A 13,320-nucleotide genomic window follows, 5' to 3' on the forward strand; every position below is an offset into this window, starting at 1 on the left:
ACACTGTCCGGCGCGCTACGGGAAACCCCCTATATCGAAATTCAGGCCGATTCGTTAACTGTGTTTTATCGAACGGGTCATATCGGACGATACCACTTTTCCCCTGTGAGGGGCTGGCTACTTACCCCCTCGGCCGGCCCCTCAGTCACTGGCCGCGACCCGTTTCGATCCCCCTCTAGAAATAGGCTCTCAGGCGCTTTGCTCCAGAGATAGCAGTACTTGTGCAACCAGTTTGGGCAATTCAGAGGATCGGTCGTAGCTTGCTGTATGTGGAATGTCGGCAACCGGTGATTTTCGATAACCTTCGGTGAACAACAAAAACGGCACTTGTGCACGTTGAGCGGTTTCGGCATCCACCTCGCTATCTCCGACAAACAACTGCGGACCGGCTGTGGTAACGGCGGCAAAGCTGGCCTCAAGATGGGCCGGGTCGGGTTTGCGGGTGTTCAGGCTGTCACCGCCAAGGACGGCATCGAAATGGGGTGCAAGCCCCATCGCCTCAAGCACATGGCGGGCAGGGGCTTCGGGTTTGTTGGTACAAACCCCCAGAACGCAGCCCATGTCACGCAAATGCTTCAGCGCCTGCAGCACACCGGGATAGACCACGGTTTTATCGCTGGAGGCGGCGTTGTAATGGGCAAGCGTCAACCGGGTCAGATCACCGTGCTGGACCATCGGCAGGTCGCAATGCTCAATCACACGCTCGACCAGTTTGGGTAGCCCGTTGCCAACAAATTGTTTGATCTGGTCCTGTGATAAGGGCGCTACGCCGGCGTCACGCAACATATTGTTCGCGGCCGCTGCAAGATCAGGAAGACTGTCCACGAGCGTTCCATCTAGGTCAAACATGATAGTCGCGGCCATTGGCTGCCCCCTTGGTTTGATATTCTGAGAAAGTGGTACCCTGCCTGAATTTTTGGTGCAATCGTGCGAGGTTGGAGAATTCACCAGAACGGGCCTTGACATACCTGACTATTTTAATCAGATTATTATTCAAGTCCACAGCCAACCCCTGTCAGGGTCAGCCAGATCAAGTAAAACGCGAACAGATTAAGGCATTTCGCCCCAGCCCCCTCTGGAGTTGTCCTGATGAATATGCAGACCCCGAATCCCAGCCAATCCTATGCTGTATCCATGCTGCCATCGCATAAGGCCGAAGAACTGACCAATGGCGGTAACCTGGCCCATATCGAATTGGGCGACCAGCTGTATACGCTGCGCATCACCCGCGCAGGCAAATTGATCCTGACGAAATGAGCGAAACTTCCTCTCGGGGTGGGGCGGCTGTTGGCCGCTTAACTGACCTTGGCCCCGTCGAAGCCGGAGCCGTGATGTACTTGCGGCTTTGGGGTGATGGTGCCCAGGGCCGCGCAGATGCCGCCAGCGATTTTGAAATTGCGTTGGGCGCAGAATGCGGGCGCGCTGCGATGATGTCGCTTGACCGCCTGTGTTCGCTGTGCGCGCATCACGGGCGCCGCCCGTTGATCCGTCACGGATTGGGGTGTTCTTGTCTTGGCGCTGACGAAAATTGCTTTGCGCAGATGATCGCGGCGGCTTCGGAAGGGTCCCGTGAAGACGCGATGATGATGGCGTCCCTGATTGTGCGACCGGATTTTGCCCCCGCTCTGGCCTCATTATCAGAACAACTTGGACTGGCGCTGCGACGCATGACCGCGTCGATTCCGCTGCCCACAACCGGGCACCAACCCCCCGCAGCCCTGCTGCATTAGGCAGCAGCGTGGCGCAGAACCCCGGCCCTCCCTAGGCCGGGGTTTATTTCTCAGCAGCACCCGCACCCAGCATGGTGATGCTCGTGATCGCAGGCTGGGGCAGGGGTGAAATCACCCACTCCGGTCAAAACGTCCCGCATAGCCCAGAGGATCATGTCGACGTCCTCGGCCTCGATCGTCAGCGGTGGGCGGATTTTCAGGATGTTGTCCTTGGGCCCTTCGCTGCCGATCAGAATACGATGATCGCGCATCCGGTTTTTGACGTATTTGCAGATTTCGGTGCCCTCGGACCCATCCGGGTTGATCAGCTCAACCCCAAGGAACAGGCCCATTCCTCGCACATCGCCAACGCATCCGAAATCGGACTCAATCTGACGCAGACCATCCATCAGGCGCGCGCCCATATCGCGGGCGTTGTCCTGCAGGCCTTCGTCATCGACGATGTCCAGCACCTCTTTGCCGATCCGGCATGACAGGGTCGAGCCGCCAAAGGTTGAAAAGAACTCGATCCCGTTGTCAAAGCTCTGGGCGATTTCCTTGGTCGTAACCAGTACGCCCAGCGGATGGCCGTTACCGATAGGTTTGCCCATGACGACGATGTCCGGCAGCGCGCCTTGATGTTCAAAGCCGAAATAGTACTCACCCAGTCGCCCAAGCCCGGTTTGTACTTCATCGGCAATGCACACACCGCCCGCAGCGCGGATTTTCTCATATACCGCTGGCAGGTAACCTTTGGGCGGAATGATTTGGCCGCCGACCGAGGGGAAGGTCTCGGCAATGAAACCTGCGACCCCGTGCCCCTTGTCTTGCAGAGCAGCGATTGCAGGGTCTACAAAATTCGCGAATTTTGTAGCGCGGTCCGGGTCGTCACGCTTGAATGACCCGCGATAGTCGTCGGCAACCTCAACCAGCTCGACCCAGTCGGCCTGACCGACACCGCCGGGTTTGTTGAACTTATAGGCCGAGATCGCAACAGCCGCGTTGGTGTTGCCATGATAGCCGTGATCCGGGGTGACAATGCCCTTGGCGCCGGTATGGGCGCGGGCCAGACGCAAGGCCAACTCGTTCGCCTCGGTGCCTGAATTGACAAAAAAGCAGACCTCGAAATGATCCGGCAGTTTCGAGAGAATCTTGTTGGCAAAGGCTGTCTGTGCGGGGTGCAGATAACGGGTGTTTGAATTCATCCGCTTCAGCTGATCCGCCGCCACCGCCTGAATTCGCGGATGCGCGTGGCCCACATGGGGCACGTTGTTGTAGGCGTCCAGATAGGGTCGCCCCCATTCGTCGAACAGGTGATGTTTCCAACCGCGCACCAGCATGACCGGATCGTCATAGGTCAGGCTGAGGTTGCCGCCGAAATGATCGTGCCGCCCCTGCAGGATCGCTTGCTTGTCGGTGGGGCGATAGAACACTTTCTCATCCGGCAGGTTCAACAGCGCCGCGGGGTTGGGGCAGACGGCGTGCCACAGCTCCATCTCATCGGGATCGCCGACACCGGGCCAGTCGGTCTGCATTCCATCCGTGGTCAGGGCCAGTTGGAAATGCACATGTGGGGCCCAGCCGCCATTCTGACTAGCATCGCCCAGCCGGGCAAATGCCGCGCCTTGCGCCACCGGATCGCTCGGCTTCAGACGGTCACAAACTTCGGGGTCCAGATGACCATAAAGAGTATAGAAGGGATCGCCCTCGGGCGTTTCATGATGCAGGATCACAACGCCGCCATAGTCCAAATGGGCGTCGCGGTTCTCGACCGCTTCGACCCGGCCGCTCATCGGCGCGTGCAGCACGGTGCCTGCCGGGGCAAACACATCCACCGCCAAATGCACGGTGCGCCGGTCCGAAGCCTTCCAGGGCCCCTTGCGGAACCCGGGCTCGGCATAGATCAGGCGGGGTTCGTTGTAAAAGCCCAACCACAGCCCTTGGCCAAATTCCTCACCCACACACGCGGCCTCTTCCAGTGGCATATGGAACGGGTTCTGCGGCCAGGTCGAGTTCTCAACCGAAAGCGAGCCCATGGGCGCATCGCTTAGATCCTGATTGAACATCAGGGCGAACTGGCCGCGATGTTCGGACAGATAGGCGTGGATGCGTTCGGCCCCGTCAGTAACGGGCAAACCGCAGGCCGTTCGTAGCCGCGCCGCCATCAGGTCACCGTTCACGCCTGCATTCTCAAGGAACCGCCATGCGGGGGCCTGACTGATCGTCACATAAGGATCGTCCGGGTTCTCGATCGCCATATGGGTCGAGTTTACAACGGACACCGCCAGCCGCATCCGTAGCAAGGGCCAGATCAAATCAATCTCATCGGGGCGCAGCCGATTAGCCGCATGATAGCCCTGCACAAGAGCGGCAAGCGCGCGTTCCGGTTTAGGGTGATCCAGAACGATATAGGCCCCCGCAATCGCCAGATCACAGACACGCGGCGCAGCACACATATCGCCCAGATCAATCAGGCCCGAGATACTCTGACGCTGACCCAGTTCGCCCTCAACCAGAATGTTGTAGTCGTTGACGTCATTATGGATCGCCTGTTTCGGCAGTTCCGCCAACGAACCCGAGATCGCCGCGAACTGGTCACAAATCTCGGACAGCAAAACCCGACGAGCAGGATCAGTGATCGCATCCAGCCGATCGGCGATCCAACCGGCTTGCGTAAGATCCCATTTGAAATCTGCACGATGCAGCCCGTCATGGGTAAACCGCTCCAACGCTTTGTCGGTGGCACCCAGAACACGCCCCAATTTTAAGATCAACGCCTCGGATTTAGGCGCGGCCTTAGCGTAACATTGCCCCGGCAGGCATTCCAGCAACCAGACCAGCCGCATCTGCCCTTGCTGATCGGCAATTTGCGGCAGCTGCGCCCCGGTAAGGGCGGGATAGACCTGAGGGAATGGCAGCCCCGGCGCCTCACCCGCGATATGGGCCAATGCCTTGACCTGCAGATCAACGAACTCTGCTTCGCATCCGGGGCGCATGACTTTGAGTACATAATCCTGACCATTGGTAGCCCGCACCATAAAGTTCAGATCATATTCGCCATCCAGCCGCGTCAGCTTGGCGTCCAGCCCCCAATGGGCGCGCAGGGCATCCGCCCAGAATACGGTCAAGTCGCTCATACGCTTCCCTGTCCAATTTTCACGGGGTTCCCCTTCATCTGGCCGAAAATATCCTCGAGGGTGAATTGGCCGAACGGTCCAAAAGGGGGCAGACAGCCCCCCAATGCCGTCAGTCCAACGCGCGCAACCGCTTGAACAGCGAAGATGTATCCCACCGTCCGCCGCCCAGCTTTTGCACATCTTTGTAGAATTGATCGACCAACGCCGTAACCGGCAGGGACGCCCCGGTTTCGTTTGCCGTCTCAAGGCAAATCCCCAGATCCTTGCGCATCCAGTCAACCGCAAAACCGTGTTCGAAATGATCATCCAGCATGGTTTCATAGCGGTTCGCCATCTGCCAGCTGCCCGCAGCGCCCTGGCTGATCACCTCAACAACGGATCGACCGTCCAATCCGGCTTTTTCAGCGAAATGTAGCGCTTCGCTGAGACCCTGAACCAGACCGGCAATGGCGATCTGGTTGCTCATCTTGGTCATCTGCCCTGCGCCGCTGTCGCCGATCCGACGGCAGATCTTGGAATAGACCTGCATGATCGGTTCAGCCGCATCATAGGCGGCCTCATCACCACCGCACATGATCGACAAGACGCCATTCTCGGCTCCCGCCTGACCGCCCGAGATCGGGGCGTCCACAAATGCGATACCCTTGCTTTGGCCCGCCGCATAAAGCTCACGGGTCACCTTGGCGGAAACGGTGGTGTGATCAACGAAAGTTGTGCCGTCGGCCATTCCGTCAAAGGCACCATTTTCACCCGTGCAGACCATCCGCAGGTCATCATCGTTGCCGACGCAGGCCATGACGAACTCCGCGCCCTGGGCGGCCTCTTTTGGGGTGGTTGCCATCGCGCCACCATGTTGGGCAACCCAGGCTTCGGCCTTTGCGGCAGTGCGATTGTATACGGTTACTTCATGGCCCGCCGCCTGCAGGTGACCGGCCATTGGATAGCCCATGACGCCCAAACCCAGAAACGCAACTTTTGCCATATTGTGATCCTCTCTGTTGTCCGGGCCATTTCATTTGGCGGGCCGGATTGCCAGGCAGAGACAAAGCAAAGCCGCGCGCAAAGAGCAACCCCGTGTCAGGGTTTGCCACCCAAATCCTGCAGGATCGGACAATCAGGCCGGTCATCTCCGGCACAGGCGTCGATCAGGTGGCCCAGCGTATCGCGCATCGCGTTGAGGTCGGCGATCTTGGTTTCGATCTGCGCCAGATGCGCGCGGGCAACCTTTTTGACATCGGCACTGGCGCGGGTTTCATCCTCATAAAGGGCCATCAGAGTGCGGCAATCCTCGATCGTGAACCCCAGCGCGCGGGCGCGGCCCAGAAAGTTCAGCTTATGCACGTCCTGTTCGCGGAACCGACGATAGCCGTTGTCGTCCCGCATAGGTTTGATCAGGCCGATATCCTCGTAATACCGGATCGTCTTGGCGGGCAGGCCGGTCTGGGTTGCAACGTCTCCGATATTCATGGCGTCACGGTTTGGGATGTGTGGTCTTGGGATGTTTCGGGCAGTGCAGCCCGGACACGGCGCAGGCGCAGCGCGTTGGCGACCACGAAGACGCTGGACAACGCCATTGCCCCGGCAGCGAGGGCAGGGGACAACAGATGCCCGCTGAACGGGAACAGCACCCCAGCGGCCACCGGGATCAGCAGGATGTTGTAACCAAAGGCCCAGCCCAGGTTCTGGCGAATGTTGCGCATGGTGCGGCGGCTGATCTCGACCGCATTGGCCACACCGCGCAGATCACCCGACATCAACACCACATCCGCCGTTTCAATCGCCACGTCAGTGCCGGTTCCGATGGCCACGCCGATATCCGCCGCCGCCAACGCTGGGGCGTCGTTAATACCGTCGCCGACAAACGCCAATGTTCCGAATTGTTCACGCAGCGCGGTGATCGCGGTCAGTTTACCGTCCGGCAAAACCTCGGCCGTGACATGGTCGATGCCCAGCCTGTCGGCCAGCGCTTGTGCAGTGCGGGCATTGTCGCCGGTCACCATCGCCAGTTTCAGGCCCATCGCGTGCAATCGTTCTAACGCGTCCTGCGTGCCGGGTTTCACCGGGTCCGAGACCGCCAATAGAGCCGCCGCCTGATCGTCAATGGCGACGAACAGAGGTGTGGCACCTTCGCTGGCGCGCAGATCGGCCTCGGCAGTCAGGGTGGTTAAGTCCACCCCGTGCTGCGCCATCAGCCGCGGCGACCCGATCAACAGATCGTGTCCGTCGACCGTCGCTTGAACGCCTAGCCCGGTTAGGGATTTAAATGCGGATATTGCGGGCAGATCGTCCGGGCCCGCGCGGGTGATTGCGGTCGCAATGGGGTGTTCTGACTGCGCCTCTACCGCTGCGGCCAACCGCAGAACGGTGTCGCGATCAAAGCCGTTCGTGGTAGTGACGCTTTCCAGTTCGGGCCGCCCCAGCGTCAGGGTTCCGGTCTTGTCCAGCGCGATGACCTTAGCCTGCTGCAATTGCTGCAGCGCATCGCCTTTGCGGAACAAAACCCCCAGTTCAGCTGCGCGCCCGGTGCCGACCATGATCGAGGTCGGCGTCGCCAGACCCATCGCGCAGGGGCAGGCAATGATCAGGACCGAGACCCCGGTAACCAGTGCCATCGGCAGCGCAGGCGCGGGGCCAAAGATCAGCCAGACGACAATCGTCAGCAGTGCGACGGCGATGACCACCGGCACGAACCATGCGGTGATCCGGTCGACCAGCCCCTGAATCGGCAGCTTGGCCCCTTGCGCCTGTTCGACCATCCGAATGACCTGCGCCAGAACCGTATCAGCCCCGACCCGCGTGGCGCGCAGGCGCAGCGCGCCGGTGCCGTTGACCGTTCCGCCAACAACCTGATCGGTTGGGGATTTGCCCACAGGAACGGGCTCGCCTGTGATCATGCTTTCATCCACGTAGGAAGTGCCCTCAAGCACCTCTGCGTCCACAGGAACCCGCTCACCTGGGCGGATTTGCAGGATGTCCCCAACAGTAATGTCGGCGATCGGACGGTCGATGAAGCGACCGTCCATTTCGACCCGCGCGGTTTTGGGTTGCAAGCCTACCAGTTTGCGGATTGCGGCCCCGGTGCGGCCCTTAGCGCGGGCTTCCATCACGCGACCCAGCAAGATCAAAACGACGATGACCGAGGCGGCCTCGAAATACACGTTTGCGCTGCCCTGCGGTAGGATCTGCGGCGCAAAGGTGGCCGTGGCCGAGAACAAGTACGCCGCGCCCGTGCCCAAAGCCACAAGCGCATTCATATCCGGAGATCCGCGCAGCAGCGAGGGGATGCCCTTTGCGTAGAAAACCCGCCCGGGCCCCAGCAAGATCACTGAGGTCAGCGCGAATTGGATCAGATGGCTGGTTTGCGCGCCGATGCTTGCCTGCACCCAGTGATGGAAAGCCGGGATCATATGCCCGCCCATCTCTAATACGAACACGGGCAGGGCCAGGATGGCGGCAAACAGGGTGGCGCGGGTCAGCGCATGGGCCTCTTCGGTTTTGCGCCCATCGGTCTGGGGGTCGGCAGCGTCCGCCACGCGCGCCGGATACCCGGCCTCTTCGCAGCGTTTCGCCAGCACCTGTGGATCGGTTGCGCCGTCTACATAGGTGATTTGCGCGCTTTCCGTGGCCAGATTGACCTGAGCGTCGACCACTGCCGGATCAGATTTCAACGCGCGCTCGATTTTAGAGACGCACGAGGCACAGCTCATACCGGCGATCTTCAGGGTCGTTTGCCGGGTCGCAGCGGGATATCCGGCATGTGACAGTGCGTTGATCAAACCGCCGACCTGACCGTCATAGGTAACCTGCGCGGTTTCCGTCGCAAAGTTGACCGATGCGTCAGACACACCCGGCACATCCAGCAAGGCGCTTTCCACCCGACCGACGCAAGAGGCACATCCCATGCCTGAGATTTTCAACTGAGTTGTCTGCGGCGCAGCCATCCGACTCATCCTATCGTCACTTTTACCCTCCAGATGAGGGTTCCAGTCACGGGAAGGTCAAGGGGTCATGTCAGATATCCGTAGAATTCCGCAGCGCAGATCAATTGTTCGATAGCTGATCAAGCAAAAGGGAATCGTGCGAAAAGGGAAGGGGGGAGCGCACGGATTCAGGCGAGGCAAAAAACGCCAACGCAAGGCCCATAGCCAGCAACAGTGCCCCAATCAGGCCGAGATGAACAACATTCAAGGCAAAGCGTAGCATGGTTGTGGACCCTATTATCTGATTTAGTTTGCGAATTTTGGGTGCAACGGGGTCAGGACCGTTGCGCTAGTTGCTGTCTTAGTTTTTCGTTCTCGGCCTGTAACTGAGCCAGTTGCTGGCCCAGCGCGCTAAGATGCGGGCGCAACTCGGCTTCGGTAAAGCGGGGTGTGATGTTGCTGGGGCAGTTCCAGTCCAGCGCCTCGACCCGAATTCGGACGGCGCGTTCGGTGGGGGCTTTTGCGCCTTCGGGATAAAGGTCGGCGGCGGCGGCCGCGCCCTCAGTAAACTCCACCCGACCCAAAATCTTGAGGCGCCTCTGGTTGGCATAGTCCATCAGGATCAGGGCGATCCGGTCGTTTCCATCCAGGTTCCCGCGCGAAATATACTGTTTATTCCCCGTGAAATCGGCGTATCCGATGGTCTGTGGGGCCAGAACCTTTAGAAACCCAATCGGTCCGCCGCGATATTGAACGTAAGGCCAGCCGGTCTCGGAAACGGTGGACTGATAGAATCCATCGCGCGCTTCGATAAAGGCCTTTTCAACCGGTCCGATCTGATGGCCTTGCTGCGGACCGCCGTCAACAAACTTGGCGTAAGTCTTGGCTGAGCCCATCCTTTCCTGATGCGCACGGACGGCTGGTGTAAATGTCAGTTCGGAAAAGGCACGCGGCATGTTTTTACCCCTTTACAACCCCAGGTCAGACAGCCCGGCGTGATCATCGGGACGGGGCCCTTGTGGCCAATGAAACAGGCGATCGCCCTCGGAAATTGGTAAGTCGTTTAATGAGGTATAGCGTTTGGCCATCCGCCCATCTTGTGCAAATTCCCAGTTCTCGTTGCCATAGGACCGAAACCACTGTCCGCTGTCGTCCCGCCATTCGTATGCATAGCGCACGGCGATACGGTTGCCGGAAAAGGCCCACAGTTCCTTTATTAAGCGATAATCCAGTTCCTTGCTCCACTTTCGGGTCAAAAAGGCGTGGATTTCGGCGTGACCGTTTAGGAACTCTGCCCTGTTTCGCCACTGGCTGTCATCAGTATAGGCCGGAGTGACCACATCCGGGTCGCGGCTGTTCCAAGCGTTTTCCGCCATTCGGACTTTCTGTTTGGCGGTTTCCAAACTGAACGGGGGCAGCGGGGGTCGGCTCATTGCGTGGTCTTTCATGTCAGTATGGCTGCAAGCATCGCCAAGGTTAAAACAACCGGGACGTACTGGGGTGGGAAAAGGCTGGCATGGTGTCTCATCTGAACGCTCCATGGTTTACTGATCGGTACATCTTGTTGGCAATGTGTACCGATCTGTAAACTTTTGCAAGTCTTATTTTGAAATTTCACCGCAGCGCACTCTACGGTTGCCGTGAGGACAGTGCGGTATTATGTACTGATCTGTACATGTAGGAGGTGACACATGCGCCCAAACAAACGCGATGAACTGGTCCGCAAGTCTTTGCAGGTCTTTTATCGTGACGGATTTCACGCCACCGGAATGGACAAGCTGGTGGTGGAAACGGGCGTGTCAAAAACCTCGATGTACAAACACTTTCGCACCAAGGAAGAGCTGATTCTGGCTGCCTTGCAGTTGCGGGATGAGAACTTCCGAAAAGAGTTCTTTTCTCGGATCGAGGAGCTCGCAGATACCCCTGTCGGCCAGTTGCTCGCAAGTTTCGATGCGCTGGGCGAGTGGTTTGATGAGAAAGAATACCGCGGCTGCATGTTCATCAAAGCAGGGGCGGAGTATCAGGAAATTGACCACCCGATCCACAAGCAATCCGCCGAGCACAAGCGCATATTGCTCGATCATTTTATCGATCTGGCGCGGAAGGCCGGTGCCCGTGATCCAGAACATCTGGCCTGCCAGATTGTTCTATTGCAGGAAGGCGCGATTGTGACGGCTGTGTTCTTGAAAACCTGCGACCCGGCGGGGGATGCTAAGGCGGCTGCCCGGGTCTTGCTGGACGCGGCGCTGGCCTGACCGGACCCAAACATTCAAAAGAACGTTACGTTCCAACGCGTTGGGTGGATTGGATTGCAATGCCTCCAAAGCTACCTTGATCAACGAAAGATTTGGGGAGGATACCGCATGCAGCTATTTACCACGACCGCCAGTTGGGTAACCGAAGAACACCGGATGTTTGCCGAAATGGCGGATCGGTTCATGGATGATGAGCTGATCCCCAACATCGAAAGCTGGATCGAAAATGGTGTCGTGGATCGCGACATGTGGCGCAAGGCTGGCGACATAGGGCTAATGGCAGGCGCGATCCCCGAGGTTTACGGCGGTGTAGGTGGTGGCATCGGATTTGATGCAGTTACTATGTACGCGCAATCCTCGCTCGGGGATTCCGGATGGGGTTATGCGATCCAATCCATCGTCATTCACTACATCAACGCCTATGGCAGCGAGGATCAAAAGCAAAACTGGTTACCGAAACTGGCGTCGGGCGAGATGGTCGGCGCGCTTGCCATGACCGAACCCGGGACCGGCTCGGATGTGCAGGCCATTCGCACGACGGCCGACAAGGATGGAAATTCCTACCGTTTGAACGGATCCAAGATATTCATCACCAACGGGCAATCGGCAGACTTGATCCTTGTGGCGTGCAAGACGGACAAGGCGCTGGGCTCAAAAGGGGTTTCACTGATTGGGGTTGAGACCGAGAGCGCCGAGGGCTTTCGCAAGGGGCGCAACCTCAAGAAGCTGGGGATGAAGGCCAATGACACGGCTGAGCTGTTCTTTGAAGACGTTAAGGTGCCTATGACCAACCTTCTGGGCGCGGAAGAGGGGCAGGGGTTCTACCAAATGATGAACCAATTGCCCTGGGAACGCCTGACGATTGGCATCGGTGCGCTGGGCGCAATTGATTTCGCCATCGCTGAGACGGTGAAGTACACGCAAGAACGCAAGGCATTTGGTCAACGGGTGATGGATTTCCAGAACACCCGCTTCAAGCTGGCCGAGTGCAAGACCAAGGCCGAGGTTTTGCGCAGCTTCGTCAATGATTGCATCGCACGGCTTGAAGCTGGCACGCTGGATGCGGCGACCGCTTCGATGGTGAAATACTGGGGGTCGGAAGTTCAAAACGAAATCATGCATGAATGCTTGCAGCTGTTCGGTGGGTATGGGTTCATGATGGAATACCCGATTGCCCGCCTTTACGCGGATGCCCGCGTTCAGATGATATATGGCGGCACCAATGAGATCATGAAGGAACTCATTGCCCGATCTTTGGATACTTAATCAGACCGGTTACTCCCGCCCGTCATCAATGTTTCTGACGAAACATCTCCTCCCGTTGGGCCAGGCAGGACGCAAGGCCGAAGGCGGCGCAGAGCCGCATTGCACCTCTGGCTTACGTGTTGGGGGCCTGATCAATCTGACCTTGCAGCCACGCTCGGAATGATTTGAGTGGTTCGGATTCCGCCCGCGATTGTGGCCAGACCAGATAGAAATTCCCAAGGCTGACACCCGGACCGTGCCACGCTGGGACAAGCCGCCCCGCTGCCAGATCAGCATCGATCAAGTAACTTGGGAGCAATGCCACGCCCAGCCCGTGGATAGTGGCCTGTCCCATGGTCGAGAATTGATCGAATAGCATTCCCTGTATCCCAGAAACCTCGCGGCCTTGTGCGGCGAACCATTTCTCCCAGGCTTCGGGGCGTGTTTCCAAATGCAACAGGGGCGCTTTGATCAACCACTCAATGTCATCGCTGTCGTCGGGCAGCATATCGGGTGCGCAAACGGGCACCACATCTTCGCGCATAATGGGCAGGTAATTCACGCCGGCCCAGTCGCGTTGACCAAAGTGGATCGCGGCGTCGAATTGTTCCGTGTCGAAATCAAAGGGCCGCAGCCGCGTATTCAGATTTACGGTGACTTCTGGATGGCGGCGGGCGAAATCCTGTAGGCGTGGCGCCAGCCAGTGCATGCCGAATGCAGGCAGGATCGACAGGTTTAGCGACCCTCCGGTCGGGTTGGCCTTGAGCTTCAGCGACGCCTGCGCCAGTTGGTTCAGCGCTTTGCGGGCGACCTGGACATATTCCTTTGCCGCAGGCGTCAGATGCAACCGCATCTGGCTGCGCTGGATAAGGGCGACGCCAAGCTGTTCCTCCATCGTCTTGAGCTGACGGCTGATTGCGCTTTGCGTCAGTGACAGCTCTTCGGCGGCGGCAGAGGCGCTGCCAAGGCGATCAACGGCCTCAAGCGCCAGCAAAGAGGGGATCGAGGGCAAAAAGCGGCGCGGGGCGATCATATGACAAATCCTCATACCTTT

General features: G+C 58.6%; 12 protein-coding genes. 4 read left to right on the forward strand and 8 right to left on the reverse strand.

Annotated features, from left to right (window positions below; translation table 11 throughout):
* Positions 1–189 precede the first annotated feature (189 nt).
* A complete protein-coding gene (gene gph, locus ACR0B8_RS16015) occupies positions 190–864 on the reverse strand; it encodes a phosphoglycolate phosphatase (protein ID WP_226689631.1) in 675 nt (224 codons plus the stop codon).
* A gap of 225 nt (positions 865–1,089) precedes the next feature.
* Between gph and hemP the strand changes: the two genes are divergently transcribed.
* Together hemP and ACR0B8_RS16025 are read left to right on the forward strand one after the other, a co-directional pair.
* Positions 1,090–1,257 (forward strand): hemin uptake protein HemP, encoded by a 168-nt coding sequence (hemP, locus tag ACR0B8_RS16020; protein ID WP_170350842.1) that lies wholly within the window; start codon positions 1,090–1,092, stop codon positions 1,255–1,257.
* Positions 1,254–1,730 carry a hypothetical protein gene (locus ACR0B8_RS16025; RefSeq protein WP_226689632.1) on the forward strand — a complete coding sequence of 159 codons (477 nt, stop codon included), beginning with the start codon at positions 1,254–1,256 and terminating at the stop codon, positions 1,728–1,730. Before hemP ends, ACR0B8_RS16025 begins: the two co-directional genes overlap by 4 nt.
* Before the next feature lie 50 nt (positions 1,731–1,780).
* Here ACR0B8_RS16025 and ACR0B8_RS16030 read toward each other — a convergent pair whose 3' ends face one another.
* The 6 genes from ACR0B8_RS16030 to ACR0B8_RS16055 all read right to left on the reverse strand — a co-directional run bounded on the left by ACR0B8_RS16030 (position 1,781) and on the right by ACR0B8_RS16055 (position 10,199).
* On the reverse strand, positions 1,781–4,846 hold the full coding sequence (locus ACR0B8_RS16030) for an aminotransferase class III-fold pyridoxal phosphate-dependent enzyme (RefSeq protein WP_480658996.1): 3,066 nt from the start codon (positions 4,844–4,846) through the stop codon (positions 1,781–1,783).
* A 109-nt stretch (positions 4,847–4,955) separates the two neighbouring features.
* On the reverse strand, positions 4,956–5,828 hold the full coding sequence (locus ACR0B8_RS16035; protein WP_170413580.1) for an NAD(P)-dependent oxidoreductase: 873 nt from the start codon (positions 5,826–5,828) through the stop codon (positions 4,956–4,958).
* A 95-nt stretch (positions 5,829–5,923) separates the two neighbouring features.
* The gene (gene cueR, locus ACR0B8_RS16040) at positions 5,924–6,313 is read right to left on the reverse strand and encodes a Cu(I)-responsive transcriptional regulator (protein WP_170362056.1); all 390 of its coding nucleotides are present in this window, start codon (positions 6,311–6,313) and stop codon (positions 5,924–5,926) included.
* On the reverse strand, positions 6,310–8,787 hold the full coding sequence (locus ACR0B8_RS16045; protein ID WP_480658999.1) for a heavy metal translocating P-type ATPase: 2,478 nt from the start codon (positions 8,785–8,787) through the stop codon (positions 6,310–6,312). Before ACR0B8_RS16045 ends, cueR begins: the two co-directional genes overlap by 4 nt.
* A 314-nt stretch (positions 8,788–9,101) precedes the next feature.
* Entirely contained in the window at positions 9,102–9,722 is a 621-nt protein-coding gene (locus ACR0B8_RS16050; protein WP_226689637.1) for a pyridoxamine 5'-phosphate oxidase family protein, read from the reverse strand.
* A 12-nt stretch (positions 9,723–9,734) separates the two neighbouring features.
* Positions 9,735–10,199, reverse strand: coding sequence for a nuclear transport factor 2 family protein (locus tag ACR0B8_RS16055; RefSeq protein ID WP_217354102.1), 465 nt, complete (start codon positions 10,197–10,199; stop codon positions 9,735–9,737).
* A gap of 258 nt (positions 10,200–10,457) precedes the next feature.
* On the opposite strand from ACR0B8_RS16055, the gene ACR0B8_RS16060 reads away from it, so the two are divergent.
* Positions 10,458–11,021: a TetR/AcrR family transcriptional regulator gene (locus ACR0B8_RS16060; RefSeq protein ID WP_170350850.1), complete on the forward strand. Its 564-nt coding sequence runs from the start codon at positions 10,458–10,460 to the stop codon at positions 11,019–11,021.
* Between the two features lie 108 nt (positions 11,022–11,129).
* Positions 11,130–12,287: an acyl-CoA dehydrogenase family protein gene (locus tag ACR0B8_RS16065; RefSeq protein ID WP_480659001.1), complete on the forward strand. Its 1,158-nt coding sequence runs from the start codon at positions 11,130–11,132 to the stop codon at positions 12,285–12,287.
* Positions 12,288–12,399: 112 nt separating this feature from the next.
* Here the strand turns inward: ACR0B8_RS16065 and ACR0B8_RS16070 are convergent, their stop codons facing one another.
* Positions 12,400–13,299 carry a LysR substrate-binding domain-containing protein gene (locus tag ACR0B8_RS16070; RefSeq protein WP_226689639.1) on the reverse strand — a complete coding sequence of 300 codons (900 nt, stop codon included), beginning with the start codon at positions 13,297–13,299 and terminating at the stop codon, positions 12,400–12,402.
* Positions 13,300–13,320: the final 21 nt, after the last annotated feature.

The organism is Ruegeria sp. BH6, from assembly GCF_056538105.1.

What these genes read in the sequence shown, in the direction of transcription:
- hemP (WP_170350842.1), top strand. Translation starts at nt 1,090, where the DNA reads ATGAATATGCAGACCCCGAATCCCAGCCAATCCTATGCTGTATCCATG.
- cueR (WP_170362056.1), bottom strand. Translation starts at nt 6,313, where the DNA reads ATGAATATCGGAGACGTTGCAACCCAGACCGGCCTGCCCGCCAAGACG.
- ACR0B8_RS16035 (WP_170413580.1), bottom strand. Translation starts at nt 5,828, where the DNA reads ATGGCAAAAGTTGCGTTTCTGGGTTTGGGCGTCATGGGCTATCCAATG.
- ACR0B8_RS16065 (WP_480659001.1), top strand. Translation starts at nt 11,130, where the DNA reads ATGCAGCTATTTACCACGACCGCCAGTTGGGTAACCGAAGAACACCGG.
- ACR0B8_RS16045 (WP_480658999.1), bottom strand. Translation starts at nt 8,787, where the DNA reads ATGGCTGCGCCGCAGACAACTCAGTTGAAAATCTCAGGCATGGGATGT.
- ACR0B8_RS16070 (WP_226689639.1), bottom strand. Translation starts at nt 13,299, where the DNA reads ATGATCGCCCCGCGCCGCTTTTTGCCCTCGATCCCCTCTTTGCTGGCG.
- gph (WP_226689631.1), bottom strand. Translation starts at nt 864, where the DNA reads ATGGCCGCGACTATCATGTTTGACCTAGATGGAACGCTCGTGGACAGT.
- ACR0B8_RS16060 (WP_170350850.1), top strand. Translation starts at nt 10,458, where the DNA reads ATGCGCCCAAACAAACGCGATGAACTGGTCCGCAAGTCTTTGCAGGTC.
- ACR0B8_RS16030 (WP_480658996.1), bottom strand. Translation starts at nt 4,846, where the DNA reads ATGAGCGACTTGACCGTATTCTGGGCGGATGCCCTGCGCGCCCATTGG.
- ACR0B8_RS16050 (WP_226689637.1), bottom strand. Translation starts at nt 9,722, where the DNA reads ATGCCGCGTGCCTTTTCCGAACTGACATTTACACCAGCCGTCCGTGCG.
- ACR0B8_RS16025 (WP_226689632.1), top strand. Translation starts at nt 1,254, where the DNA reads ATGAGCGAAACTTCCTCTCGGGGTGGGGCGGCTGTTGGCCGCTTAACT.
- ACR0B8_RS16055 (WP_217354102.1), bottom strand. Translation starts at nt 10,199, where the DNA reads ATGAGCCGACCCCCGCTGCCCCCGTTCAGTTTGGAAACCGCCAAACAG.